The organism is Streptomyces sp. NPDC087422 (assembly GCF_044744145.1).
GTDB lineage: Bacteria > Actinomycetota > Actinomycetes > Streptomycetales > Streptomycetaceae > Actinacidiphila.
Genome location: NZ_JBIUXT010000001.1, coordinates 1,200,289 through 1,225,167, shown reverse-complemented (window position 1 = coordinate 1,225,167; position 24,879 = coordinate 1,200,289). Strand labels below are relative to the sequence as shown.

Genomic DNA, 24,879 nt, shown 5'->3' with positions numbered 1-24,879 from the left:
ACGTGAAGAAGCGGACCGCGGTTTACGGGGAAGTGGCGACAGAGCTGGCGCTGAGAAGTGACGCGGAACTGCGCGAGCTCGTGGAAAGGGGTGAACCCCTCGGAGAAGGCATCGGCGGACACACCTCAAAGGTGCTCCTCGCGGGAACCCCCGTCTTCGTGAAGGAGATCCGCCTCACCGACCTCGAAAGGCGCCCGGAGAACACCCACTCGACGGCGAACGTATTCGACCTCCCGGCGTTCTGCCACTACGGCATCGCCACCCCCGGCTTCGGCGCCTGGCGCGAACTGGCCGTCCATGCCATGACGACGAACTGGGTCCTGGCGGGAGAGCACGACGGCTTCCCCATGACGTATCACTGGCGGGTGCTGCCGAGCACGAGAAGGCCCCTGCCGAAGGAGCTGGCCGATGTGGAGGCGGCGGTGGCGTACTGGGGCGGCAGCCCCGGAATGAGGCGCCGCATCGAGGGTGTGCGGGACGCGACGGCGAGCGCGGTGGTCTTCATGGAGTACATCCCGCAGAATTTGCAGAATTGGCTGCGGAACCGTCTCGCGGAGGCGGACGAGGAGACGACGGAACGCGTCTGCGAGTGGATCGAGCGCGAGCTGCTGGACGGCGCGGATTTCATGAACGACCGCGAACTGCTGCATTTCGACGCGCACTTCGAGAATATCCTGACCGACGGCCACCGCCTGTACTTCGCGGATTACGGCCTGGCGGTGTCGACCAGGTTCGAACTGTCGTCGGCGGAGGCCGAGTTCTACGAGCGGCACCGCACGTACGACCGCGATTACATCCGTACGCACTTGGTGCGCTGGCTGGAGCGCAATACGGGGAAGGTCCCGGCTCCGGTGCTGGCCCGGCACGGGCAGTTGGCCGAGGAGATGGGGGAGTGGCACAGGGCGTTGCGGACGGAGAGCCGGGAGACGCCGTATCCGGTTCAGTCGGCGGGCCGCCATCTGACGCGGTAGTCGACGCCGTCGGGGCGGTAGCGGGGGCCGGGGGTGGAGCGCCACTGGGCGGTCAGGACGCGCGGCTCGGCGGGGGTGTCGCGGTGGGGGAGGAGCAGCGCGGTGAGTTCGTCGTAGCGGGCGTCGACGCCGCCCGTGCCGGGGTGGGTGTCGGGCTCGGCCGTACCGGCCTCGTAGCGGGCGTGCCAGGCCGCGAAGAGGGCCCACCGCTCGCGCTCCAGGGCGAGTTGGGCGGCGCCGACGGGCCACACGGCGTAGGTGTCCTCGTACACGAGCCGGAAGTAGTGCGGCTCCCCTTCGACCTCGGCGAGGCCGAAAATCGGGGCGTCGTATCGGTCCAATTCGGCAAAGACCCGCTCGAATCCCTCGCCGATCAGCTCCTGTTCATCCCAGATCTCGGCCATGAACGGAGGCTACGACCTCGGGCCGCCGAGGCGCGTACGTTTCTTGAACGCGGGCCCTCGTACGCGCTCTCAGAACGCGCTGCCGACGCCGTTTACCGCCGCCACGGGCGGCGCCACACCGGCACTCCCGGCGCGGCGCGGGAGGGCGACGACAGCACCACGTGGGGCGGGGACGGCTGCGTCCGGGACGTCGGGCAGCTCCAACTCCGGTACGGCGAGGTGGTGGTGAGGGTGCTCCTGGCGGTGGCCGGAGGACGCGGCGGGGCGGTCGCACCAGGCGATGAGGAGTTCGTCGTGGACGTCGGCGGCCTCCCGCACCCGGTCGCGTACGTACGCGTACAACTCGCCGAGCGTGATCAGCCCGTCGCGGTCGCCGTCCGCCTCGCCCGTCCGCAGGCCGTGCGCCAATGCATGGGTGAGGCCCGCCGTGCACCGAATACGTTAAATCGGTTCATGCCGCGTCCTCGGGCGCGGGCGGGCGGCAGGCGAGGATCTGGTCGACGCCCATGCGGTTCTCCCCGAAGGACAGGGCGCTGCCGATGAGGTAGAGCCGCCACACGCGGGCGGTCTCCTCGCCGACGAGGGCGACGAATTCGGCCCAGCGGTCCTCCAGCGTGCGGTGCCAGGCCAGGATGGTGCGGACGTAGTGCTCGCGCATCGCGGTGACGGACCGCACTTCGAGACCGGCCTGTTCGAGCAGGCCGACGGTCTCCCCGAGCGGGCGCATGTGCATGTCGGCGGCGATGTAGGTCTCGATGAAGGCGCCGCCGCCCGGCGCGTTCCGGCCGCGTGACATCTGCTGGACCATCACCCGGCCGCCCGGCCTGAGCCGGTCGTGCAGGGCCGCGGCGAAGGCCGGGTACTCGGCGTCGCCGACGTGCTCGCCCATCTCGATGGTGGCCACGGCGTCGTAGCCGCCGCCCCGGATGTCGCGGTAGTCGCGGCACTCCACGTCGACCAGGTCGCTGAGCCCGCGCGCCTTCACCTCCTGTCGTACGTACGCCGCTTGCTCGGCCGCGAGGGTGACGGCGGTGACGCGGGCGCCGTACCGCTCGGCGGCGTGCAGGGTCAACGAGCCCCAGCCGCAGCCGATGTCGAGCAGCCGGGCCTCGGGCCCGAGTCCCAACCGCGTGCAGATCAGGTCGAGTTTGTCGCGCTGCGCGTCGGCGGACGTGTAGTCGGGGGCGTCGCTGGTCCACCAACCGCAGGAGTACGCCATCGTCTCGTCGAGCAGCAGCGCGTAGAAGTCGTTCGACAGGTCGTAGTGGTGGTGGATCGCGGCCCGGTCGCGGTCCTTGCTGTGCAGGCGTCCGCTCAGCCGCGCCGGCGCCCCCGGCGGCGCGGGGCGCGGCCCGATCGCGCCGATCCGTACCGCCGCCGCCAGCGCGCGTGCCCGGTCGGCCGCCGACAGCCGGGCGGGCCGCAGCTTCTGCTGCCGGATGGCCGCCCACACCGTGCGCAGCGCCTCCCCGACATCGCCCTCGACGTCGATCTCCCCGGCCACGTACGCCTCCGCGAGGCCCAGCTCGCCGGGCTGCCAGACCAGCCGCCGCAGCGCCCGCCGCCGCCGTACGACCACCAGCGGGCCGTCGCCCGAGCCCAGCTCGCTCCCGTCCCACAGCCGCACCCGCAGCGGCGGTTCCCCGCCGAGCGCCTGGTCCAGGTGGGGGCGCAGCCGGTCGGCCGCGGTGGGTGTCACGGAGGGCATGGACGCGCTCGCTTTCCGCGGTGCCGGCCGGTGAGGCGGCGGCTCCGCTGTGCTGTTCCGGGCTGTGCCGGGCTGTTCCGGCCGGGGCTCTCACCCTGTATTCGGCGCGGTACGGCGTACGGATTGGCGCGGGTGCCGCCCGTCTGCCGGGGGCTGTCGCACGGCTGTCGTACGGCTGTCGCGCGGCGGCGTGCGGGCCTCGGCGGGATTGTCGTTCCCCTCGGATACGTTGCCGCCATGGCTGAATTCGTACTGGTCGCGGGGGCGTGGCTCGGCGCGTGGGCGTGGGACGAGGTGGTGCCCGAGCTGCGGGCGGCCGGGCACGGCGTCCATCCGCTGACGCTGTCGGGGCTCGCCGAGAAGCGGGGCGCCGCGCCGGACGCCGGGCAGCGGACGCATGTCGAGGACATCGTGGCCGAGGTGGAACGGCTCGATTTGCGGGACGTGGTCCTGGTCGGGCACAGCTACTCGGGGATTCCGGTCGGCCAGGCCGCCGGGCGGATCGGTGACCGGCTGGCCCGTATGGTCCTGGTCGACTCCGAAGTGCCGGTCGAGGGCGGGTCGTTCGCGTCCGGCTGGTGGGAGGGGCAGGCCAGATTCGAGGCGATCCTGGCCGAGGGGGACGGCTTCTGGCCGCCGCCCGCCGCCGGGGAGTTCGAGGGCCAGGGCCTGACCGACGAGCAGATCGCCCGGCTCGTCGCGGGCGCGACCCCGCATCCGGCTCCCTCGCTCACCGAGCCCGCCGCGCTGTCCCGCCCGCTCGCCGACCTCCCGACGACGTACATCAAGTGCCTTCTGGACGGCCCGGAGCCGAACAGCGACGTGGCCGCGCTCCTGGACGGCAAGCAGTGGCGGCTGGTGGAGATGAACACCGGGCACTGGCCGATGTTCTCCGAGCCGCGCCAGCTCGCCGCGATCCTGGGGGCCGAGACCGCCCCCTGATCCCTGCCGGGCGCGCGTGGGCCTCGGGCCCGCGCGGGTGTCGGGCCCACTCGCTGCGGGTCCGTCCTACGTCTGCGGCACCATCACGTCCGCCGGGATACGGCGGCGGACGTCCGCGAGCAGATTCCGCATCGCCATGCGGAAGACCTCGGCCTGGTGCTCGCCGAGGAACGAGGTGTGCCCGAAGACCTCCAGGACCACCTGCCCGTGCAGGCGGCCCCACGCCTCCATGAGGAGAGCGACCGCCGGCGGGGGCAGCTCTCCCGGGCCCTCCGGCGGCAGCCGGTCCAGGTGCGCCAGGAGCCGGGGCGAGAGCGCGGGGACGTCGGCCGCTGCGAGCTGCGCGGTGCTGAAGCCGTCGAACAGTTCGCGCTGGAAGAGCACGCTCATCCGGCGGTTGGCCTGGGTGGTGATGCCGTCGTGCGGGGCCGCGTACCCCCGCAGCGGTGTCCCGTAGAGGAGTTGGTACCGCTCGGGGTGGGCGATGGCCCAGTGGCGGTAGCCCTCGGCCGCGACCACCAGGCGCGGCAGGTCCGGCCAGTCCGCCGCCGCTCGGTCGAGCGCGGCACGTACGGCGGCGGTCAGGTCGTCGTACGCCTTGGTGACGAGCACGGTGACGAGGGCGTCCCGGCTCGGGAAGTAGTGGTAGAGCGCCTGGACGGTCATGCCCAGGCCGCGGGCTATCGCGCGCATCGACAGGCCCTCGGGGCCGTTCTCCCCGATCAGGTGTTCGGCGGCGTCCAGGATCTCCTGCGTCGCCGCCGCGCGCCGCCGTTCACGCAGAGAGGGCGCAGCGGGCGCGGAGGGCGGGGAGGGCGGGGAGGGCGGGGAGGGCGGGGACGACGGTGGCGGCGGCGTTGCTGGTGTCGGCGGTGCCGACGGTGTCGTCCGTGGTGTCGGCGGTGTTGTCGGCGTGGAGACGTCCGGTGGCGCTGGCGGGTGTTCCTCGGCGGGCATGCGCCCACCCTATGACGGCTTCCTTGGCGTGTATCCGGAATTTGAACACTGTCAGGTAAATCTCGCACTGCCAAATTCTGTTGTGTGCTGTCTACGTTCGTCACGGCGACGTCACTCCCGTCGCATCCGCCGCACGGCGCGACTCCGCGGGCCCCGCACACCCGCGACTGCGCCGGTACGCGCGTCCAGAAGGCCCGCAAGTCCGCAGAGGAGATCTCGCGTGTTCGAACGCATAGCCGAACTGGCGATCCGCCGGTCCCGGCTGGTACTCATCGTCGCCATCGTGGCGACGGCCGTCATGGGTGCCGTGGGTGCTGGCGCCTTCACCAAGCTACTGGGCGGCGGCTTCGACGATCCAGCTTCCCAGTCCACCCGGGCACGCGACCTCATCGACAAGAGATTCGGGGGCGAGACGAATCTGGTGCTGCTCGTCCGCACCGCGGACGGCCGTATCGCCGACGGCCGCGTGGACGCCCCGGCGGCCGAGCGGAACGGGCGGGCCCTGGTCGCCGAGCTGAAGAGCGAGAAGACGCTGGCGAACGTCGTCTCGTACTGGGACACGCGGAGCACCGAACTGCGGTCCAAGGACGGCCGCGAGGCCATGGTGCTCGCCCACGTCAAGGGCGACCCGACGCAGCAGCAGAAGAACGCCGAGAAGCTTCTCGACCACTTCGGCGGTACGTACAAGGACGCGCTCACGGTCCGGGCCGGCGGTGTGGCCGCCGTCGGCAACGACATGGCGACGCAGGTCGTCAAGGACCTCGAACTGGCCGAGCTGATCGCGATCCCGCTGACCCTCGTCCTGCTGCTGTTCGTCTTCGGCAGCGCGGTGGCCGCCCTGCTGCCGCTGGCCATCGCGGTCATCGCCATCCTCGGCTCGTTCGCCGAGCTGTCCCTGCTCGCGGACGTCACCAGCGTCTCGAACACGGCGACCAATCTCACCACGGCCCTCGGCCTCGGACTGGGCATCGACTACGGCCTGTTGATGATCAGCCGGTTCAGGGAGCAGCTCGCGACGGGCGCGAGCGTGGACGACGCCGTCCGCCGGACCGTCCACACCGCGGGCCGCACCGTCGCGTTCTCCGCGGCGACCGTGGCCGCCGCGCTCGCCGCGCTCCTGGTCTTCCCGCAGTACTTCCTGCGCTCGTTCGGCTTCGCGGGCGTCGGGGTCGTCGCCATCGCGGCCGTCAGCGCGCTGTTCGTCATGCCGCCGCTGCTCGTCGTCCTGGGCCACCGGGTCAACAGCGGGCGGATGCCCTGGATGAAGGTCGCGAGCGCCGCGAACGACACGAAGGCCGTGAATTCCGCGAGCGCCGCGAGCGCCACGACTTCCGCCGACTCCACCGATTCCGCCGACTCCACCACCCGCGTCTCCGTGTGGGCGCGGCTGGCCCGTACCTCCATGCGGCGGCCCGCGCTCACCGCGCTGCCCGTGCTCGTGGTCCTACTGGCGGCGGCGAGCCCCCTGCTGGGCATCGTCTTCGGCACCCCGGACGAGCGCGTGCTGCCCAAGGACGCCGAGAGCCGCCAGGTCTCCGCGACGCTCAGGAGCGACTTCACCGGCAGCGACGACTCCGCCCTCCAGATCGTCTTCGGCCAGGCCGTGGACAAGGGCCCCCTGGGGTCGTACGCGCAGCGGCTGTCGCAGCTCAAGGGTGTCGTACGGGTCGAGACCAGCACCGGGACCTACGCCGACGGGCAGGCTTCCGCCGCCGGGCCGGGCAACGCCAACCTCGGCCGCCCCGACGGGCAGCGGATCAGCGTGACCAGCTCCCTGACGCCGAGGTCGGACGCGGCCCAGGACCTGGTCGGCGCGGTACGGGACCTCGCGCCGCCCGCCGGAACGCACCCGCTGGTCGGCGGCACCGACGCCGAACTGGTCGACACCAGGCACTCCATCGGCGGCCAACTCCCGCTCGCCATCGGCCTGGTCGTCCTCACCACCTTCATCCTGCTCTTCCTGTTCACCGGCAGCGTCGTGCAGCCGCTGCGCGCCCTGCTGCTCAACGCGATCACCCTGGTGGCGACCCTCGGCGTCATGACGTGGATCTTCCAGGACGGCCATCTCTCCTCCCTGCTCGGCTTCACCGCGCAGCCGATGGAGATGTCGATGACCGTGCTGATGTTCTGCATCGTCTTCGGACTCTCGATGGACTACGAGGTCTTCGTCACCAGCCGGATCAAGGAACTCCACGACCAGGGCGAGGACACCGAGTCGGCCGTCGTCAACGGCCTCGGGCACACCGGGCGCATCGTCACCGCGGCGGCCTGCCTGCTGGCCGTGAGCTTCTTCGCCTTCGGCACGGCCAAGCTCAGCTTCATGCAGATGTTCGGCCTCGGCAGCGGACTGGCCATCCTCATCGACGCCGTCGCCATCCGCGGTGTCCTCGTCCCCGCCGCGATGCGCCTGCTCGGCGGATCGGCCTGGTACGCGCCGGGCTTCCTGCGCAGATTCCACGACCGGTTCGGGCTCAGCGAGGGCGAGCCGGCCTCCGGTCCCGACCTGGACCGCGAGCCGGTCGCCTCGCAGAGGTGATCGAGCGGGCCCCGCGGCCCCGATGCCTGTGACGGCCTCCGCCCTTCCCGGGCGGGGGCCGTGACGCGTGCCCGGCCCTGTCCGCCGCCGCCCCCCACCCGGCGGATCTGTGTGCGATGCCTTGACGCCCCCGCCGTTCCGCCCGACACTCCATTCGCACGCAGCTCTGAGAGCGCTCTCAGGATTCCCGATATGTCATGCCCGCATCACGCATATCGAGTACGGCACCACGGGCGGCGGCTCACGCACGAGCAGGACGGACCACGTACCACGTATCACGCACCACGCACCACGGACCACGGACCACGCACCACGGCTCACGCTCAGCGTCCCGCCCCCACGGCAGCTGTCCCCCCACGACCGAAAGGCAGCACCTGCCCATGACGACATCCCCTCCATCGGCCGCCCGCCGCTTCGTCAGCGGACGTCCCACGGCCGTGCTCAGCGCCCTGCTCCTCCTCGTGACCGGCATCACCGGCCTTGTGCTGTCCGGCGGTTCGGCGTCGGCGGCCGTTCCCGGACCCGCGGCGGGCTGGACGACCGTGTTCAGCGACGACTTCAACGGGGCGGCGGGCAGCGGCCTCAACCGGTCCAACTGGCTCTACGACATCGGCACGAGCTACCCCGGCGGCGCGGGCAACTGGGGCACCGGCGAGATCGAGACCTCCACCGACTCGACGCAGAACGTCTACCAGGACGGCTCCGGCCACATGGTGATCAAGCCGGTCAAGGACGCCTCGGGGCACTGGACTTCGGGCCGCGTCGAGACGCAGCGCACGGACTTCGCGGCCCCCGCGGGCGGTCAGCTCGAAATCAGCGCCTCGATCCAGCAGCCCAACCCCCAGAGCGGGCTCGGCTATTGGCCCGCCTTCTGGGCGATGGGCGCCGCCGCCCGCCCGGTCAGCGCCACCAACTGGCCCAGCATCGGCGAGATCGACATCATGGAGGACGTCAACGCCCTCAGTAAGCACTCCACCACCTTCCACTGCGGGCAGTGGGCGGGCGAGTGCCACGACCCCGACGGCATCACCAGCGACCTCCAGCCGTGCGCCGGTTGCCAGACCGGCTTCCACAAGTACTCGGCCGTCATCGACCGCACCAACACCTCCGCCGAGCAGCTCCGCTTCTACCTCGACGGCAATCTGACCTACACCGTCAACGAGAACCAGGTCTCCGTCGCCACCTGGCAGGCCGCCGTCGACCACGGCTTCTTCGCCATCTTCGACGTCGCCATCGGCGGCTCGTACCCCAACAAGGTCTGCGGCTGCACCTCCCCGTCCGCCGACATCAGCTCCGGCGCGGGCATGAGCGTCGACTGGTTCGCCGTGTACCAGACGACCGGCGGCAGCAGCGGCACGGTCGGCGGCACGAACAACGGCGGTACGTCGTCCGGTACGAGCACGGGTACGAGCTCCGGTACGAGTTCCGGCACCAGCTCCGGTTCGAGCGCGGGCAGCACGGGCGGCAGCACCACCACGCCCGACTACACCGCCGGTGTCACCTCCACCAGTTCCACGCAGGCCCGCATCTCCTTCACCCCGACCACCCCGGCCGCCTACGTCGACGTCCACTACCTCGTCAACGGCGCGGGTCAGCAGAATTTCCGCATGACCAACTCCTCCGGCACCTGGACCCAGACCGTCAACGGCCTCTCCACCGGCAGCGTTCTCACGTACTGGTTCACGTACGAGAAGAACGGCCCCCAGTACGACTCCCCGCACTACACGTTCACCCAGGGGTCCTGACCCTCGGCCCGCGTGCCTGCTTCGGCGGGGCCTGCTTCTGCGGGGCCGCCCGGACACCGTGTCCGCGCGGCCCCGCCGGCGTTCGCGGGCGAGGTGCGCCAGGCGAATATGCCAGGTCAAGGAGTGGTTGACGCGCATAGACAAGGTCGGGCAGTCTCATGAGTCCGTGAACCCCCCATGGGAGGCGTGATGTTGAGACGGTACGTCCGTGCATTACTCGCTATTGTCATGTTTGCGTCAGCTATCCTCGTCGGAACCGCCGTGACGGCGGGCAGCGCCCATGCGGCCGGCTGCTACTCCTGGGGCCGCACCCTCAGCCAGGGCGCGAGCGGTGAGGACGTCCGCCAGCTCCAGATCCGGATCGCCGGATACCCCGGCTACGGCGCGGTGCTGGCGACCGACGGCCAGTTCGGGCCGGCGACCAAGTCCGCCGTCGTGCGTTTCCAGCAGGCGTACGGCCTCACGGCGGACGGCATCGCCGGGCCGCAGACCTTCGCGAAGATCGGCGCGCTCCAGGACACCGACTGCACCCCGATCCACTTCACCTTCGGCGAGATGAACCGCTGCAACACCACCTGGGCGGGCGGCGCGGTCAGTGCGGCCACCGCCCGTGACAACGCCCTGCGGCTCATGTGGAAGCTGGAGGCGCTGCGCCACGCGCTGGGCGACCAGCCGCTCAACACGAGCAGCGGCTTCCGCTCAGCCTCGTGCAACAGCGCCGTCGGCGGGGCCTCGAACAGCAACCACATGTACGGCCGGGCCGTCGACCTGATCGGCTCGCCGAGCTACTGCCGCATCGTGCAGGAGGCCCGCTACCACGGCTTCAACGAGATCCTCGGCCCCGGCTACCCGGGCCACAGCACCCACGCCCACCTCGGCGACCAGAGCTCCCGCTACTGGAGCGCCTCCTCCTGCGGAATCTGACCCCCGCGCCCCGTGGCCGACGCTCCCCCCTCCGCCTCGGCCACGGGGTTCCGCACCGCCCGGATCCGGCGGCGGCGTTCGAGCAGGAGCGCGAACTCTCCGAGGACGACCACGGGTTCGGGACCATGACGAAGAGGGGCCGTTCATGCGCCCCTTGGCCGACGCGGAGGTCCGCGCCTGGTGCCCCGGCGGCCGTCCACCGAGGCCGAGTGGACCGCCGCGGTGTCGGACCGCGGCGACCTCTACCCCGACCGCGCGGCGGGCAACCGCACCGTCCTCTACGACGCCGACGGCAGGCCGGTCTCGATCGGCTACTGGGGCGTCACGGCGGACTGACTGCGGCGGGGTGCGGCGGGGCGGGGCGGGAGCCGGGCCGGGGCAGGCTCGGGCAGGACGGCTTCATCCGGGCAGGACGGCCTATCCGGGCCTCCGGACGGAGAACTCGTTGCCGTCGGGGTCGAGGAGCAGGACGTGGGCTCCGCCGTCGGTCTCCGCGGCCTCGGGGCGCGTGGCGCCCAGGGCGAGGAGGCGGTCGACCTCGGCGGAGCGGTCGGCGCCGGCGGGGAGGGCCAGTTCGAAGAAGAGGCGGTTGGTGCCGGTCTTGGGGGCGACCGGCGGGCCGCCCCAGGTGATCTTCGTACCGCCCTCGGGGGACTGGATCGCGGTCTCCTCGTCCTGGTCCCAGACCAGGGGCCACCGCAGGGCCTCGCTCCAGAAGCAGCCGACCTCGCGGGTGCCGTCGCAGGCCAGGGCGCCGATGACGCCGGTGTCGGCGAGGAATGTGTTGCCGGGCTCGATGACGCAGAATTCGTTGCCGTCAGGATCGGCGAGCACGACATGTCCCTCTTCGGGGAGTTGGCCGATGTCGATGTGCTGTCCGCCCAGTTCCAGCGCCCTGGCCACCGTCTGCCGCTGGTCCTCGGCGGAGGCGCTCGTCAGGTCGAAGTGCGCTTGATTCTGGCGGGTCTTGGGCTCCTGGCTCGGCAGGAAGCGGATACGGAAGCCGCCGGTCGCCCCGTCCGCGGCGGGCGGCACGATCGCGACACCGCCCTGCGCGTCCTCGTCCTCACCGGGGTTCACCTCCCAGCCCAGCACCCCGGACCAGAACCTCGCCAGCCCCGTCGGCCGCGTCGCGTTGAAGCAGATCGCGAACAGTTCACTGCTCATACCCCGTACCTCTCCGATCCCTCGACGTCCGAGCCGCACCCTAGACACGCCCGTCCGGCCCCCGCACCCGAGTTTCCGCCCCGGGCGGCGACGCCGGGCCCCGGCCCGAAGGACCCCCACCGGCCCACCGGCGCGTCAGGAACTCAGGTGCTCGTGCAGCATCTTCCACGCCCCGTCCCGCTTCACGATCACGTTCGTGCCCCGTCCCTCCCCTGACCGGGGCTGCACCACGCGTGCGATGTCGTGGCTGTTGTTGGCCTGCTCATACCGCGCCATGAACGCCGTGAGCTCGGCTGCGGGATGCGACACGCGCCGGGCTCAGGCGCTCGGGTGGGCGGTGGCAGCGGTGTCGGCGGCGGTGTCGGCAGCGGTGTCGGCGGCGGTGTGCGCGTCGGCGTCGGCGTCGGCGTCGGCGAGGAGGATCGCGGCGACGGCGTCCGGGGCCTCGTGCATGGCGTCGTGGCCGGTCGGGAGGTCGTGGACCCGCCAGGCGGGGTCGGCCTGGAGGCGGGCGCGGAGGCCGGCGAAGGGTGTCCGGTTCTCCCAGCCCGAGCAGTAGACGAACTCGCGGCGGGGGACGCGGGCGACCGCGCCGGTCAGCCGGACCGTCTGGAGGAAGGCGGCGAGGGGATGGGGGCGGCGGCGGGGATCGCCGCCGTCCGGCGGCCGGACGGAGTAGCCGGTGGCCGCGGCGCCGGCGGCGAACACCTCCCGGAAGTGGTCGTTCGTCGACGACCAGCACGAATCACCGTCGCGCGGTACGTAGGCGTCGAGGTGCACCAGCCGGGAGATCCGGCCCTCCGCGCGGTCGGCCGCGGCGGCGACCACCATCCCGGCGTAGCTGTGGCCGACCAGCGTCGCGCCGGTGACGCTGTTGCGGTCCAGGCACCGCAGCACGTCGTCGGCGTGCGTGTCGAGACCGGCGGTCGCGACCGTCGCGCTGTCGTCGTCCGGCCGCAGACCGGTCAGGGTCAGGGCGTGCACGGTGTGCCCGGCGCGCTCCAGCAGCGGGACCACCGCCTCGAACGACCAGGAGCCCTTCCACGCGCCGGGTACGAGGACGAACGTCGCCATGTGCTTCTCCTTCTCCGGGTGACACGCGGCCCGGTCGGGCGCTCGGCGCGCCGCGGGACCGCTCCGTACAGAGCCAGTCTCACGGGGGCAGGCGGTGGCGTGGTACCGCTACGATGCCAAGTCATGCCCGTTCGCCGCCAACCTCGCCCGGCCGCCGGTGTGACGTCCCATGTGTGGCCGTCCGGCGGGCGCCACCTCTGGCCGTCCGGCGAGGCGAGCGAGGTGCGGTCGCACCCGCGCGGGCACCTGGTGTACGCGGCCAGCGGCGTCCTGGCGGTCCACGCCGAGCGCGGCACCTCGATCGTGCCCGCCGACCGGGTCGCCTGGACCCCGGCGGGGTTCACGCACCACCACCGCGCCCACGGCGTCACCGACATGCGGATCGTCTTCCTCACGCCGTCCCTCGCCCGGCTCCTGCCCGGCCACCCCGCCGTGTTCCTCGCCTCCGGCCTCGCCCGCGAGGTCCTGCTCGCCCTGACCGGACCCCGCGCGCACGACGCCGACGTGCCCGCGCACAGCCCCGCCGCGCGCTCCCGCCTCCTGCGCGTCCTCGTCGACGATCTCCAGGAGGCGCACGAACAGCCCCTGCACCTGCCCCAGCCCGCGGACGACCGGCTGCGAGCCGTCGCCCGGATCCTCTACGAGAACCCGGCGGACAACTCCACGCTGGCCGAACTCGGCAGGACGATCGGCGCCAGCCCCCGCACCCTCAGCCGGCTCTTCCACGACGAACTCGCCATGACCTTCTACGAGTGGCGCACCCAACTGCGCATCCACCACGCCCTCGTACTGCTCGCCGACGGCCACGACACCCTCCGCACCGCCGCCGCCTGCGGATGGGCCAACCCCAGCGGCTTCATCGCCGCCTTCACCGCCGTCCTCGGCACAACCCCCGGCCGCTACCGGTCCAACCGCCCCGCCCCCAGGCCGCCTTCGGCGTCGTGAAGCGGAGACTCGTCATCGAGGCCAAGGTCGTCGCCACGGCTCGATTCCGGCCCCGGCTCGTCACTCAGGCCCGGCGTCGCGCCCACGGCGGCATCGCCGTGGCCCCCGCTGTCGCGCCTGCGGCTGTCAGGGCTTGATGACGACGGAGCGCACGATCTTGTCGGCGAAGGTCTGCCGCTTTTCGTCCCACAGCGGCCACAGATAGCCGAGCCCGCAGCAGACGGCGTCGAGGATGTGCAGGAGCCAGCGGCCGAAGGCCCTCCCGACGCCGAGGACTTGCCCGTCGGCCTCGCGTAGGAGGTGGATGCCGACCGCCTTCTTTCCGGGGGTCTGCCCGGTGGTGCCCGCCACGTAGCTCAGGCCGATGGCAATCAAGAGGACGAGAAGCGCGCCCCACTGGGCGGCTGCCGGCGTGCTGCCCAGCGCGTACCAGACGATGCGTTCGGGCACGTACACGATGATGCCGTCGATCAGTGCCGCCGCTACCCGTCGGCCCCACGACGCCAGTGGCGGCATCGCGCCCACCGGCACCTGCCCGTACACAGCCTGATCCGTAGACCCCCACGGGGATATGCAGATCATGCCCACGAGCGATCGCCCCCTCCACATGGAAGGACTCCCTCCGGATATGTCCGTGGTCTCCATCGTCCGCTCACCCGCCAGAAGACCCCTTTATGCACCCTTGACCTGAGCATGTACATCACATGTAAGATCTGCGAACTTGTGGGAATTCTGTGGCTCCGGGTGGGGACTTTGGGGCTGGGGCGGGGGAGAGCTCTGTGCTGAGCAGACATGCGCGCAGGTCGTTGATTGCTGCCGTGGCGGCGGTAATGGTGACGGGCGGCCTCGCGCCCTTGGGTGCGGGCGGGCAGGCGTTCGCCGCTCCTCCTTCGCAGACAGCGGAGAAGTCCCCGCAGGGAAAGGCCGCTTCGGCCCTCACCGAGGACGCCGCGCCCTACGCGGGCACCCGCTTCCCGGTGTTCAGATGAGTAATTGGACTCCGGTGGTGTACCGAGGGGACGGGGCATGGATTGGGATCATGCCTGACGGCCGTATTGGGGTCGGGGTGGATTCGGAAGGGCGAGCTGCGCTTGTGAGCTCCGGTTTCGTTCCCATGTGGCCCTACCCGGAGCGTGATCTGCCCGAATCCCTGGCTGAATATGCCCGCTCGTGGGAGCAGCTCAGTCGGGGCGGCGTATCGACTCCCGAGAGGCTAATTGAGCTGACGGTCGAGTCGGCGTGGAGGTCTGGCCGTTCGTATTGGATGCAACTGGCTGCTCCGTGGGTCATTGAAATGTCTCGCCGAGAGGATTTCGATCAAGACGTCGTCCGAGGGATTCTCCGTGAGATGGAAACCTCTGAGGTGTTGTCCGTGCAGGTTCGGGATCAAGCGCGGTGCGCAATTGAATAGAATTTCCCTGTGAACGGCTCATCGGATTTCACTCTCACGGGAATTCTGTAGCGTGGAACTGCTGCTCGGCGGGGTTGCGGGGGGGGGCGTGGCCGAGGAGGCCGGCGCCGGCGAGTTGGCCGTTCGACATGGCGTGAGTCGCTATGAGGTTACCGACAGGTGGGGACAGCGGTGATTGGAGCCGCCCATTGGATTCCCCGTCAACGGGCCTGAAGTACGGTTGGCCCTTGCAGACACTTCGTCACCTCTGACGTGAGCTCTGCCATCCGTCGATGTGCCCGTTGCTCGACGACCCCCTCGCGTCGAACAACGGGCACGTTCGGGATACGGATCAGCGCCCCCGCGTGCCGCCGACCGGTACCCATTCCCCCTGGTGTTCCCCCGGGTGTTCCCGTGGTGCGCCGGCGACGTCCTCCCCGGTCGTCGGCGCGTCCGCCGTGGCCCCCGCCACGATCCGGACTGCCTCCGCGGTCGCCATGAGTCCCCCGTACACCTCATGCCAACCGGTCGTGCCCCCAACGCCCTTGCCCCCCTCGGGCTCGGGCGGGTCGTTCATCGTGCGGTCACTCTCGTTCAGGTATGCCAGCATCCTTTCGTGCGGTGAATCCCCTCGATTCGGTTTCGACACGTGCATCCTCCCTGTCTCCCCCTGTTCTTCGTGTCGGGATTAGATCCCGACTCGGGACCACGGTGAAAGTGATCCGTGGTCCCGAGAAGCAGACCTATTCCGCGCGCCATTCCTCCTCCGGGCCGATGCCTAAGGCCAGTTGGGTGGCCTTCTTCAGGTCCTTGCTGACGGTCGCGGGCGAGACGCCCAGGTGGGCGGCGATCTCGACCCCGCTCAGGCCCCATACATGGGTCAATTCCCATATGGTGTACGTGCGTTCGTGGCCGATCGCGGCTCGTACGGCGGCGAGGAGTTCGATGAACTCCAGTGAGGCCGTGAGATGGTCCGCGGCGGGGCGGCCGGGAACGCCGGGCCACGGGACGCCTTCGGGGAGTTCCCCGGTCGGGTCCTCGTAGCGCGTACCGAGCCGGTTGTAGTGCGACTTGAGCTTGTTGCGGGCGACCACCGTCGCGAAGACGATCACCGGCTTCTCGAAGACGGTGCCCTTGCGGTACTCCAGGATGACGGCGATGCACGCCTCCTGCGTGATGTCCTCGGCGAGGACCGCGTCCCGGGTCAGTCGCCTGACCGCCCTGAGCAGGCGGGGATGTACCTCCTTCAGTTCTGCCTCGATGAGCCCTTCCAGCTCCTCCGACAGCCGTTTCGGCGGCGGTACGGCGCTCGTCGTCATGGCCCCCGAGCCTTGTCCCATGTCCTCCGCTCCATTCGATCTGCGGGTCGCCCCGCGTTGCCGGACATGGAGTAGGACGCGCGAGGCGCCGGATTCTTTCCACCGCCCCCGAAGGGGCTGGGCTTCAAGAATCCGGCGCCTCACACGCCCCTAGAGGCATGGACACACGACATGCGACCGACTCCGCCGACCCGGCCGAAGTCCTCGCCGACTTCGCACCAGGCGCAGCTGTCACGCATCACCGGGACCGCGGCGGGTTCCGTATCCGGTCAGGCGGTGACCAGGGTCAGCCCGTAGCGGCTCAGGATCGGGTTGACCGGCTGGAACCAGGTCTGGCCGCCGCTGGTGCAGTTGCCCCAGCCGCCGGAGGTGACGCCCTGGGCCTGGTCGCCGGTGATGAACGAGCCGCCGGAGTCGCCCGGTTCGGCGCAGACGTTGGTGCCGGTCAGGCTGTAGACCGCGCCCTGGGCGTAGTTGACGGTGTCGCCCTGGGACAGGACGGTGCCGCAGTGCCAGTGGGTGGTGGAGCCGGAGCGGCAGATGGAGGAGCCGACCGGGGCGACGTTGGAGCCGCGGACCAGGACGTCGCTGACGGTGCCCCAGCCGAGGACGACCGGGACGGTCCACCAGCCGTTGCCGATGGAGATGTAGGAGTAGTCGTTGCCGGGGAAGGTGGAGCCGACGAAGGTGCCCATCGCCGAGCCGTCCCAGCCGGCCACGGAGCTGCCCGGCGTGCCGCAGTGCCCGGCGCTGACGAAGCCGCCGACCACCGAGAAGCCTATGGAGCAGCGGGTGTTGCCGTTGATGTAGTACGGGTCACCGCCGACGGTCCCGGCCGAGAAGGTGCGGGGCGCGGGGGAGTTGTCGGCCTTGACGGTCAGCAGCCCGGCGGCGCGGGCGGGCGCGAGGAAGGCCGCCACGTCCGCGCGGTTCTCCGCCCCCGCCTGTACGTCGGCGACGACGCGGTTGGTCGTGACGTCGACGCGCCAGCTCCGCACCGCGGCGGGCGCACCGGCCGACGACTTGGCCGCGGTGTCGAGCCCGGCCTTGGCCGAGTCCAGCGCGGCCGCGGTGTGCGCGACCTTCACCGTCGAAGCGCCGGTCGCGCGTACGGCCTCGGTCGCGGCGCTGTCGGTCACCCCCACCACCAGCTTGCCGGAGGCGGCGTCGAACCACTCGCCGCCGAACGCCTTTCCGGCCGCGCGCCGGGCGGTGGGCGCCAGCGTGGTCGCCGTCGCCTCGGCCTTCAGCCGCGCGGTCGCCTGCGTCTGGGTCAGCCCCAGGTCCCGCTGCATGGCGCTCACCAGTCCCGGCGACAACGGCTCGGAGGCCGACGCCGAGGTCACCGGCGCCAGCCCCAACGCCCCTACTCCCAAAGCCACTACGGCGGACAGACACCAGCCCGTACGAGTCATACGTCGCATCGACGCGCTCCTTTGCACCTTCTCGCGAGCGAGAAATCGTGGGGGGACAACACACTCGAACAGCGCCCGGCAGTCCAGCGCGCCTCCACCGCACGAGAGCGCTCTCACCACCGGCCGTCCCCCACCATCAAACGATGTCGAGCACATGTCAACACCGCCTCACGCGTAACACCCGTTTCGTCCATGGATATCCGGAGGTAAAACGTCCGCCATGGCGAGATATCCGAGTCGCAAAGAAGCCGGACCCGCGCGCCGCCGGACCCGGACCCGCCACGGGCCTCGGACGCGCCGCCGGACCCGGACGTGCCGCCGGACCCGGACGTGCCGCCGGACCCGGACGCGCGTCCGGACCCGGACATGCCGCCGGGGGCGGCCGGCGGCCATGAACGGCCGCCGCCCGCCCCCGGCTTGTGGGGGGAGGAGAAAAGAACGGTGAGAAGGAAGGAGCGGCAGCGGGTGCTACCAGCCCACCGCGATCTCCATCCACTGCGGGTTCTGGAGCGAGGCGTACGCGGCCTGCCCGGCCACGTCGTCGTACGGGAACCCGTAGGCGAGGTGGTTGATCGCGTGGTCGTGCCAGAACTTGGCGTACCAGTTGGCCGGGTCGCCGCCCGTGTAGAACTTGGTCGGGTCCTCCCACTGGCTGGACGGGAGGTTGGCGGTGTGCCGGTTGAGCGCGGCGCACATGCCGGGGTTGCCCGCCAGCGAGCCCGCGCAGCCGAAGATGTTGGATGTGGGCTCGTTGACACCGACCGAATTGGCGTACGCCGTGAAGTAGTTGGCGTTCGCGCCGCCCGCGCGGAAGCTCGGGTCGCTGCCCGGCGCGATGATCCGGTACGGGGCCTGGGTCTGGGCCAGCACCTTGAACTGCTGCGGTACGGCGGCCTGGAACTGCGCGAAGGTCGCCTCCCGGCTCTGGTTGAACAGGTCCTGGCTGTCACCGAGCTGGACGTCCTGGCCGTCGTGCGTGTGCAGCCGGATGGCCAGCGGCAGGCCCCAGGCGTCGACCCGGGTGGTGTTCCCGTTGAAGACGTTGGCGCCGATGGTGAACTCGATGAAGTCGTAGTACTGGCTGTTCGGCGAGCCGAGGTAGAAGTACATCCGGCCCGAGGAGTTCGCCGGCATGTCGAAGTACGGCTGCTCGGCGATCGAGTGGACCGTGCCGTTGAAGCTCCAGTACACCTGGCTGTCCGGGTACTGGCCGTTGGTCCGGTTGAGGATCTTCAGCTCCATCACATTGTGCGCGGCCGGAATGTCGTCCGTCGTGCCCCAGAAGCTGTCACTGGGCGGTGTGGTGGGGGGAGTCGTGGTGCCGCCGCCGGTGGTGTTGACGGTCAGCTCCCACAGCGAGTAGCCGTACGCGGTGGCGCGGGCGGTGCCGTTGACCCGCAGGTAGCGGCCGGTGCCGGTGACGTTGAGCGCCTGGACGCCGCCGGTCCCGGTGGTGGTGGAGTAGATGTTCGTCCAGCCGCCGGTACCGCTGTCGGACACCTGGATCTGGAAGCCGGTGGCGTACGCCGCCTCCCAGTTGAGGCCGACCTTGCAGATGGTCTGCGAGGAGCCGAGGTCGACCTGGAGCCACTGCGGGTCGCCGAAGGCGCTGGACCAGCGGGTGCCGGTGTTGCCGTCGACCGCCGCCGAGGCGGGGGTGGTCGCGTTCTCGGTGGAGGACGCGGTGGCCGGGTGGTTCAGCGCGGCGTTGGCCGTGCCGCAGGCGGCGGGCGGCGTCGTACCGCCGTTGCCGTACACCTGGAACTCCCACAGGGAGTAGCCGTACTGGGTGGCGCGGACCGTGCCGTACACCCGGACATAGCGCCCGGAACCGTTTACGGTCAGCGTCTGGTTGCCGCCCGTTCCGGTCGTGGTGGAGTAGATGTCGGTCCAGGTCGTGCCGTTGGCCGACGTCTGGATCTTGAAGGATTTCGCGTACGCCGCCTCCCAGTTGAGGGCGACGGAGGTGATCGTCTGCGAGGAGCCGAGGTCGACCTGGAGCCACTGCGGATCGGCGGCGGCGCTCGACCAGCGGGTGCCGGTGTTGCCGTCCACGGCGGCCGACGCGGGCGTGCCCGCGTTCTCCGTCGAGGACGCGGTGGCCGGCTTGCCCTGGGAGAGCAGGGTGTCCGCCGCGCGGGCCGGGGACTGGGTCCAGACGAGCGCCAGGCTCGCCAGCAGGGCCGCGAGGACGGTGAAGATCAGAACCGGCCGGCGCCCGCCGCGCCATGGCCGTTGGCGCACCGACAGGGTAGTGCTGCCTGACATGTGTTCTCCTCAACCGGGTGGGGGTCCGTGATGGAGGCCGGAGGGAGCCGGAGTGCATTGAGAGCGCTCTCCCGGCGAGGTGATGTTTACAAGCGCCGAACAGCCGCGTCAATGAGTTGTTCAATAATGGTCAGTTGGCCCCGTGCCCGATTTCGAGAACCGAACGCGAGCGGACGCCGAACCCGCAGCTCACACCCCGCGCGCCGTCGTTCGCGCCTCGCACTCCCGCGCGGCGCGAAGGAGCGGCCCCGCACACGCCATCCATGCGCGGGACCGCTCCGGCTCGTCACGTCACCGGGCTACCCCAGCGACGCCAGGTGATCGCGCAGCCCGATCCCGTACGCCGTCGGCGTCCCGTCGTACGCCGAGATCAGCGACGGTCCCGAGGAGCAGTCCCAGGTGTTCCAGGTCCACCCCAGGTACGACAGTTTGTGCGCGTCCAGCCAGCTCATGAACTGGTCGATGAAGCCGTGCGAGCAGGTGTTCTCGCCGATCTCACCGGCCACCAGCGGGACCTGCGCCGCGACCGGCGCGACCTGCGAGTCCCAGCAGGCCGCCGAGGAGCAGGTGTTGAAGTTGTAGACGTGGAGCGAGGCGCCCAGATTGCCCGTCGGGTCCGTGGGCTTGTGCGCCAGCCAGCCGGTCAGGTCGTTGGAGTACGCCAGACCGCCCGCCAGGATCACGTTCTGCGCGCCGGTGCCGCGTACGGCGTTGATCATCGACTGCATGCCGGCCACCTGGTAGCCGATCCCCGGGCAGGTGCCGCCGTCCCGCCAGCAGGTCCACGCCTGCTCGGTGGTGGAGGTGGCGCGGTCCGGGTAGGGCTCGTTGAACAGGTCGAAGACCACCGAGGTGTTGTTCTTGAACGCGTTGGCCACGCCGGTCCAGAACGGGATCGCGTACTGCGCGTCCGGCATCGGCTTCTGGCAGGTCGCGTTGACGTCCGAGCAGCCCGCCGAGTTGCCGGTGTACGTGCCGTGGCTCCAGTGCAGTTCCACGATCGGCGTGATGCCGTGCGCGACCAGCCGGTTGACCCAGCCGGTGATCGCCGAGACGTAGTTGGCGCCGCCGTACGCGGCGGGCACGTACGAAAGACCCTGCCAGCAGTCCTCGTTGAGCGGGACGCGGACCGCCGTGACGTGCCAGCTCTTGATCGCGTCGATCGCCGCGTCGTCCACCGGGCCGTCGAAGACGCCGTAGCCCTGCGCGCACATGAACTCGGTGCCGGAGCGGTTGACGCCGTGCAGCACGACGTTCTTGCCGGCGGAGTCGACGAGCTGGTTGCCGGAGACGTGCAGCTTGGGCGGCGCGGTGTCACCACCGGGCGGAGTCGTCGGCGGAGTCGTCGGCGGCGTTGTCGGTGGTGTCGTGGGCGGTGTGGTCGGGGGAGTGGTCGGCGGTGTCGTGGGCGGGGTCGTCGGGGGCGTGGTGGGCGGCGTCGTGCCGTTCACATTGCACGTGGTCCCGTTGAGTTTGAAGACCGTCGGCGCCGGGTTGGAGCCCGACCAGTTGGCCAGGAATCCGGCGCTCACCGAACCGCCCGTGGCGATCGTCCCGTTGTACGACATCGAGGCGACGCTGACGGTCTTGCCGGACTGGGTCCAGGTGCCGTTCCAGCCCTGGGTGACCTTCTGGCTGCCGGGGAAGTCGAAGCTCAGATTCCAACTGGTCGTGGCGGCAGCGTTGTTGGTGATCACCACATCGCCCTGGAATCCGGCGTCCCACTGGCTGGTCACCGAGTAGGCCACCGAACAGGCGGGGGCGGCACCCGACGCGGTCGCGCCGAGCGCGGCGGGTAGTAGCGCGGCGGCGGTCGCGGCCGTCGTGACGGCCGCGATCCCGAATGCCGCGGTGCGCGTGGGTCGTCGCATGTGCGACTCCTCGTAAGTGGGGGGATCGAGAAGTGGACGCGCTCCCACTGGTCCGCCGCAGACCATAGCGGCAAGTCGGCGAGGGCGGTAGGGGTTCGGTGACGACCGTGTCGACTTCTGTAGCGACTCCCCGGTGATAGCGGCATGAACATGCCGTTCTGCTTCACCTCTTGACAGTGCGCTCACAGCGCCTTGATTGTGGGAGCGCTCCCACTGGTTCAGATGTTTCCATCCCCCCACAGAACCGCGAGGAGGGCTTCTCGCATGCCCAGAGGAAGACCGTTCAGCAAGCGGATCCGCAGGCTGGTGACGGCTTTCGCCGTCGCGCTGTCCCTGCCGCTCGCCCTGACCGTGGCAGGCGGCGGAACCGTCGCCCACGCGGCCACTCTTCAGTGCAGCGTCGACTACTCGGCCAACGACTGGGGTTCGGGCTTCACCGCCAACGCCACCATCACCAACCGCGGTACGGCCGCGATCGACGGCTGGACACTGACGTACGCCTACGCCGGCAACCAGACGCTCCAGAGCGGCTGGAACGGCACCTGGTCGCAGACCGGGAAGAACGTCACCGTCAAATCGCTCGACTGGAACAAGACGATCGCGCCGAACGCCGGTGTGACCACGAGCGCCAACTTCAACTACAGCGGCACGAACGCGGCGCCGACCGCTTTCGCCGTCAACGGCACCGTATGCGGGGGCGCCCACCAGCCACCGCTCACCGTGCTCACCAGCCCGTCGGCCGGGGCCACGTACACCGCCGGCGCCAGCATCCCGCTGGCGGCCACCGCGGTCGCGGCGGACTCGGCGACCGTCAGCAAGGTGGAGTTCTGGAGCGACACCACGCTGCTGGGCACCGACACCACCTCGCCCTACACCTTCACCTGGCCCGCGGTCGCGGCCGGTGACTACTCGGTCTACGCCAAGGCGTACGACAGCCTGGGCGCGTCCGGCGAATCGACCCCGGTGGGCGTGCACGTGGCCGCCGGGCCCTCGATCGTCGCCTCGCCCACGCAGGTCTCGGTCACGCAGGGCGGCACCGGCACCTTCGGTGTCAAGCTGTCCGGCGCGCCGTCGGCCAATGTCACGGTCGCCGTCGCGCGCACCTCGGGGAACACCTCGCTGACCGTGAAGTCCGGCGCCAGCCTGACCTTCACCCCCGCCAACTGGAGCACGGCGCAGACGGTCACCGTCGCCGCCGCGGCCACCGGCAGCGGAGCGGCGACCTTCTCCGCGACCGCCACCGGCTTCGCCAAGGCCGACGTCACGGTGACGGAGGTGACGGGCACCAGCGGCACGTACGACTCCCGCTTCCTGAACCTCTACGGCAAGATCACCGACCCGGCCAACGGCTACTTCTCCCCGCAGGGCATCCCCTACCACTCGGTGGAGACCCTGATCGTGGAGGCGCCGGACTACGGGCACGAGACGACGTCGGAGGCGTACTCCTACCTGATCTGGCTCCAGGCGATGTACGGCCGGATCACCCAGGACTGGAGCAAGTTCAACGGGGCCTGGGCGCTGATGGAGAAGTACATGATCCCCACCTCCGCCGACCAGCCCACGAACAGCTTCTACGACCCGAGCAAGCCCGCCACGTACGCGCCGGAGCACCCGCTGCCCTCGGACTACCCGTCCAAGCTCGACACAAGCGTCCCGGTCGGTCAGGACCCGATCGCGAACGAGCTGAAGTCGGCGTACGGCACGTCCGACATCTACGGCATGCACTGGCTCCAGGACGTGGACAACACCTACGGGTTCGGTGACACGCCCGGCGGCGGCTGCGAGCTGGGCCCGACGGCGGCCGGTCCCTCGTACATCAACACCTTCCAGCGCGGCGCGCAGGAGTCGGTGTGGGAGACGGTGCCGCAGCCGACCTGCGACGCCTTCAAGTACGGCGGCACCAACGGCTATCTGGACCTGTTCACCGGCGACTCGTCGTACGCCAAGCAGTGGAAGTACACCGACGCCCCGGACGCCGACGCGCGCGCGATCCAGGCCGCCTACTGGGCGGACACCTGGGCCAAGGCGCAGGGCAAGGGCGCCGATGTGGCGACCACGGTCGCCAAGGCCGGAAAGATGGGCGACTACCTGCGGTACTCGTTCTTCGACAAGTACTTCAAGAAGATCGGCAACTGCACGAGTCCGTCCTGCCCGGCGGGCACCGGCAAGGACAGCGAGCACTACCTGCTCTCCTGGTACTACGCCTGGGGCGGTTCCAGCGGTACGGGCGGCGGCTGGTCCTGGCGGATCGGTGACGGCGCCTCGCACTTCGGCTACCAGAACCCGCTGGCGGCCTACGCGTTGACCACCGACCCGGCGATGGCCCCCAAGTCGGCCACCGGCAAGCAGGACTGGTCGACCAGCCTCACCCGGCAGTTGGAGTTCTACACCTGGCTCCAGTCCAAGGAGGGCGGCATCGCGGGCGGTGCCACCAATAGCTGGGACGGCGCCTACGCCCAGCCCCCGGCCGGCACGCCGACCTTCTACGGGATGGCGTACGACTGGGAGCCCGTCTACCACGACCCGCCGTCGAACCAGTGGTTCGGCATGCAGGCGTGGTCGATGGAGCGCGTCGCCGAGTACTACCAGCAGACCGGTGACGCCAAGGCCAAGGCGGTGCTCGACAAGTGGGTGACCTGGGCGATCTCCCAGACCACCATCAACCCCGACGGCACCTTCAAGATCCCGTCCGACCTGGCCTGGACCGGCGCTCCCGACACCTGGAACGCCGCCTCGCCGGGCGCCAACGCCAACCTGCACGTCACGGTCACGTCCTACGGCAACGACCTCGGTGTCGCCGCCGCCCTGGCCAAGACCCTGTCGTACTACGGCGCCAAGTCCGGGAACGCCGCCGCCAAGACCACGGCCAAGGCGCTGCTGGACGGAATGTGGAGCAACAACCAGGACGCCCTGGGCATCGCGGTGCCGGAGACCCGTACGGACTTCTCCCGCTTCAACGCCCCGGTCTACGTCCCGTCCACCTTCTCCGGCGCCATGCCGAACGGCGACAAGATCAACTCCAGCTCGACCTTCCTGGAGCTGCGTTCCTTCTACAAGAACGACCCCAACTGGTCCAAGATCGCCACCTACCTCGGCGGAGGAGCCGCCCCGACCTTCACCTACCACCGCTTCTGGGCCCAGGCGGACATCGCGCTGGCGATGGGCTCGTACGCGCTGCTCTTCAACGAGTGAGGCGGCGTACGACCACCCCTGATGTGACGTGAGTCACGCGAGAGGCCCGGT

Annotated in this window: 22 protein-coding genes; 9 read left to right on the top strand and 13 right to left on the bottom strand. The window is 70.4% G+C overall.

The annotated features are described in order from the left end of the window. Positions 1 to 2: 2 nt before the first annotated feature. Positions 3 to 971: a protein kinase family protein gene (locus ACIO6U_RS05615; RefSeq protein WP_401715712.1), complete on the top strand. Its 969-nt coding sequence runs from the start codon at positions 3 to 5 to the stop codon at positions 969 to 971. Here ACIO6U_RS05615 and ACIO6U_RS05610 read toward each other — a convergent pair. The 3 genes from ACIO6U_RS05610 to ACIO6U_RS05600 all read right to left on the bottom strand — a co-directional run bounded on the left by ACIO6U_RS05610 (position 941) and on the right by ACIO6U_RS05600 (position 3,083). Further along, complete coding sequence (locus ACIO6U_RS05610; RefSeq protein ID WP_355336948.1) at positions 941 to 1,375, bottom strand: hypothetical protein; 435 nt, start codon at positions 1,373 to 1,375, stop codon at positions 941 to 943. The two genes, ACIO6U_RS05615 and ACIO6U_RS05610, sit on opposite strands and share 31 nt — an antisense overlap. Positions 1,376 to 1,444: 69 nt before the next feature. After that, a complete protein-coding gene (locus tag ACIO6U_RS05605) occupies positions 1,445 to 1,783 on the bottom strand; it encodes a hypothetical protein (RefSeq protein ID WP_401715709.1) in 339 nt (112 codons plus the stop codon). A gap of 43 nt (positions 1,784 to 1,826) precedes the next feature. Beyond that, entirely contained in the window at positions 1,827 to 3,083 is a 1,257-nt protein-coding gene (locus tag ACIO6U_RS05600) for a class I SAM-dependent methyltransferase (RefSeq protein WP_391160561.1), read from the bottom strand. Positions 3,084 to 3,320: 237 nt separating this feature from the next. Here ACIO6U_RS05600 and ACIO6U_RS05595 point away from each other — a divergent pair, with 237 nt between their 5' ends. Beyond that, a complete protein-coding gene (locus ACIO6U_RS05595; protein WP_401715706.1) occupies positions 3,321 to 4,025 on the top strand; it encodes an alpha/beta fold hydrolase in 705 nt (234 codons plus the stop codon). Positions 4,026 to 4,091: 66 nt separating this feature from the next. Here ACIO6U_RS05595 and ACIO6U_RS05590 read toward each other — a convergent pair whose 3' ends face one another. Next, complete coding sequence (locus ACIO6U_RS05590) at positions 4,092 to 4,808, bottom strand: TetR/AcrR family transcriptional regulator (RefSeq protein WP_401715868.1); 717 nt, start codon at positions 4,806 to 4,808, stop codon at positions 4,092 to 4,094. Beyond that, positions 4,801 to 5,031 (bottom strand): hypothetical protein, encoded by a 231-nt coding sequence (locus tag ACIO6U_RS05585; RefSeq protein WP_401715881.1) that lies wholly within the window; start codon positions 5,029 to 5,031, stop codon positions 4,801 to 4,803. The genes ACIO6U_RS05590 and ACIO6U_RS05585 overlap by 8 nt, the downstream gene beginning before the upstream one ends. Positions 5,032 to 5,202: 171 nt before the next feature. Here ACIO6U_RS05585 and ACIO6U_RS05580 point away from each other — a divergent pair, with 171 nt between their 5' ends. The 4 genes from ACIO6U_RS05580 to ACIO6U_RS05565 all read left to right on the top strand — a co-directional run bounded on the left by ACIO6U_RS05580 (position 5,203) and on the right by ACIO6U_RS05565 (position 10,523). Further along, positions 5,203 to 7,518 (top strand): MMPL family transporter, encoded by a 2,316-nt coding sequence (locus tag ACIO6U_RS05580; protein WP_401715703.1) that lies wholly within the window; start codon positions 5,203 to 5,205, stop codon positions 7,516 to 7,518. 380 nt (positions 7,519 to 7,898) lie between these two features. Then, the gene (locus tag ACIO6U_RS05575) at positions 7,899 to 9,263 is read left to right on the top strand and encodes a glycoside hydrolase family 16 protein (RefSeq protein ID WP_401715700.1); all 1,365 of its coding nucleotides are present in this window, start codon (positions 7,899 to 7,901) and stop codon (positions 9,261 to 9,263) included. A gap of 189 nt (positions 9,264 to 9,452) precedes the next feature. Further along, a complete protein-coding gene (locus ACIO6U_RS05570; RefSeq protein WP_355336958.1) occupies positions 9,453 to 10,187 on the top strand; it encodes a D-Ala-D-Ala carboxypeptidase family metallohydrolase in 735 nt (244 codons plus the stop codon). Between the two features lie 180 nt (positions 10,188 to 10,367). Continuing rightward, positions 10,368 to 10,523, top strand: a complete 156-nt coding sequence (locus ACIO6U_RS05565) for a hypothetical protein (RefSeq protein WP_401715697.1) — start codon at positions 10,368 to 10,370, stop codon at positions 10,521 to 10,523. A gap of 81 nt (positions 10,524 to 10,604) precedes the next feature. On the opposite strand, the gene ACIO6U_RS05560 is transcribed toward ACIO6U_RS05565, so the two are convergent. The 3 genes from ACIO6U_RS05560 to ACIO6U_RS05550 all read right to left on the bottom strand — a co-directional run bounded on the left by ACIO6U_RS05560 (position 10,605) and on the right by ACIO6U_RS05550 (position 12,428). After that, positions 10,605 to 11,354, bottom strand: coding sequence for a VOC family protein (locus ACIO6U_RS05560; RefSeq protein ID WP_401715694.1), 750 nt, complete (start codon positions 11,352 to 11,354; stop codon positions 10,605 to 10,607). Between the two features lie 135 nt (positions 11,355 to 11,489). After that, positions 11,490 to 11,663 (bottom strand): nuclear transport factor 2 family protein, encoded by a 174-nt coding sequence (locus tag ACIO6U_RS05555; RefSeq protein WP_401715692.1) that lies wholly within the window; start codon positions 11,661 to 11,663, stop codon positions 11,490 to 11,492. A gap of 9 nt (positions 11,664 to 11,672) precedes the next feature. Next, positions 11,673 to 12,428: an alpha/beta fold hydrolase gene (locus ACIO6U_RS05550; protein ID WP_401715689.1), complete on the bottom strand. Its 756-nt coding sequence runs from the start codon at positions 12,426 to 12,428 to the stop codon at positions 11,673 to 11,675. Between the two features lie 123 nt (positions 12,429 to 12,551). On the opposite strand from ACIO6U_RS05550, the gene ACIO6U_RS05545 reads away from it, so the two are divergent. Then, complete coding sequence (locus tag ACIO6U_RS05545) at positions 12,552 to 13,373, top strand: AraC family transcriptional regulator (protein ID WP_401715687.1); 822 nt, start codon at positions 12,552 to 12,554, stop codon at positions 13,371 to 13,373. A gap of 126 nt (positions 13,374 to 13,499) precedes the next feature. Here ACIO6U_RS05545 and ACIO6U_RS05540 read toward each other — a convergent pair whose 3' ends face one another. After that, on the bottom strand, positions 13,500 to 13,916 hold the full coding sequence (locus ACIO6U_RS05540; RefSeq protein ID WP_401715684.1) for an RDD family protein: 417 nt from the start codon (positions 13,914 to 13,916) through the stop codon (positions 13,500 to 13,502). Between the two features lie 236 nt (positions 13,917 to 14,152). On the opposite strand from ACIO6U_RS05540, the gene ACIO6U_RS05535 reads away from it, so the two are divergent. Next, on the top strand, positions 14,153 to 14,362 hold the full coding sequence (locus tag ACIO6U_RS05535) for a hypothetical protein (protein WP_401715681.1): 210 nt from the start codon (positions 14,153 to 14,155) through the stop codon (positions 14,360 to 14,362). Positions 14,363 to 15,506: 1,144 nt separating this feature from the next. Here the strand turns inward: ACIO6U_RS05535 and ACIO6U_RS05530 are convergent. The 4 genes from ACIO6U_RS05530 to ACIO6U_RS05515 form a co-directional block, all read right to left on the bottom strand. After that, positions 15,507 to 16,103, bottom strand: coding sequence for an RNA polymerase sigma factor (locus tag ACIO6U_RS05530; RefSeq protein ID WP_401715679.1), 597 nt, complete (start codon positions 16,101 to 16,103; stop codon positions 15,507 to 15,509). Positions 16,104 to 16,351: 248 nt separating this feature from the next. Further along, positions 16,352 to 17,506 (bottom strand): alpha-lytic protease prodomain-containing protein, encoded by a 1,155-nt coding sequence (locus ACIO6U_RS05525; RefSeq protein ID WP_391160533.1) that lies wholly within the window; start codon positions 17,504 to 17,506, stop codon positions 16,352 to 16,354. A 459-nt stretch (positions 17,507 to 17,965) separates the two neighbouring features. Beyond that, on the bottom strand, positions 17,966 to 19,765 hold the full coding sequence (locus ACIO6U_RS05520) for a discoidin domain-containing protein (RefSeq protein ID WP_391046937.1): 1,800 nt from the start codon (positions 19,763 to 19,765) through the stop codon (positions 17,966 to 17,968). Between the two features lie 299 nt (positions 19,766 to 20,064). Further along, complete coding sequence (locus ACIO6U_RS05515) at positions 20,065 to 21,636, bottom strand: cellulose binding domain-containing protein (protein WP_401715675.1); 1,572 nt, start codon at positions 21,634 to 21,636, stop codon at positions 20,065 to 20,067. A gap of 264 nt (positions 21,637 to 21,900) precedes the next feature. Between ACIO6U_RS05515 and ACIO6U_RS05510 the strand changes: the two genes are divergently transcribed. Then, positions 21,901 to 24,828, top strand: coding sequence for a glycoside hydrolase family 48 protein (locus ACIO6U_RS05510; protein WP_401715672.1), 2,928 nt, complete (start codon positions 21,901 to 21,903; stop codon positions 24,826 to 24,828). Positions 24,829 to 24,879 lie beyond the last annotated feature (51 nt).

What these genes read in the sequence shown, in the direction of transcription:
- ACIO6U_RS05610 (WP_355336948.1), bottom strand. Translation starts at nt 1,375, where the DNA reads ATGGCCGAGATCTGGGATGAACAGGAGCTGATCGGCGAGGGATTCGAG.
- ACIO6U_RS05600 (WP_391160561.1), bottom strand. Translation starts at nt 3,083, where the DNA reads ATGCCCTCCGTGACACCCACCGCGGCCGACCGGCTGCGCCCCCACCTG.
- ACIO6U_RS05595 (WP_401715706.1), top strand. Translation starts at nt 3,321, where the DNA reads ATGGCTGAATTCGTACTGGTCGCGGGGGCGTGGCTCGGCGCGTGGGCG.
- ACIO6U_RS05575 (WP_401715700.1), top strand. Translation starts at nt 7,899, where the DNA reads ATGACGACATCCCCTCCATCGGCCGCCCGCCGCTTCGTCAGCGGACGT.
- ACIO6U_RS05570 (WP_355336958.1), top strand. Translation starts at nt 9,453, where the DNA reads ATGTTGAGACGGTACGTCCGTGCATTACTCGCTATTGTCATGTTTGCG.
- ACIO6U_RS05560 (WP_401715694.1), bottom strand. Translation starts at nt 11,354, where the DNA reads ATGAGCAGTGAACTGTTCGCGATCTGCTTCAACGCGACGCGGCCGACG.
- ACIO6U_RS05550 (WP_401715689.1), bottom strand. Translation starts at nt 12,428, where the DNA reads ATGGCGACGTTCGTCCTCGTACCCGGCGCGTGGAAGGGCTCCTGGTCG.
- ACIO6U_RS05545 (WP_401715687.1), top strand. Translation starts at nt 12,552, where the DNA reads ATGCCCGTTCGCCGCCAACCTCGCCCGGCCGCCGGTGTGACGTCCCAT.
- ACIO6U_RS05530 (WP_401715679.1), bottom strand. Translation starts at nt 16,103, where the DNA reads ATGGGACAAGGCTCGGGGGCCATGACGACGAGCGCCGTACCGCCGCCG.
- ACIO6U_RS05525 (WP_391160533.1), bottom strand. Translation starts at nt 17,506, where the DNA reads ATGCGACGTATGACTCGTACGGGCTGGTGTCTGTCCGCCGTAGTGGCT.
- ACIO6U_RS05520 (WP_391046937.1), bottom strand. Translation starts at nt 19,765, where the DNA reads ATGTCAGGCAGCACTACCCTGTCGGTGCGCCAACGGCCATGGCGCGGC.
- ACIO6U_RS05515 (WP_401715675.1), bottom strand. Translation starts at nt 21,636, where the DNA reads ATGCGACGACCCACGCGCACCGCGGCATTCGGGATCGCGGCCGTCACG.
- ACIO6U_RS05510 (WP_401715672.1), top strand. Translation starts at nt 21,901, where the DNA reads ATGCCCAGAGGAAGACCGTTCAGCAAGCGGATCCGCAGGCTGGTGACG.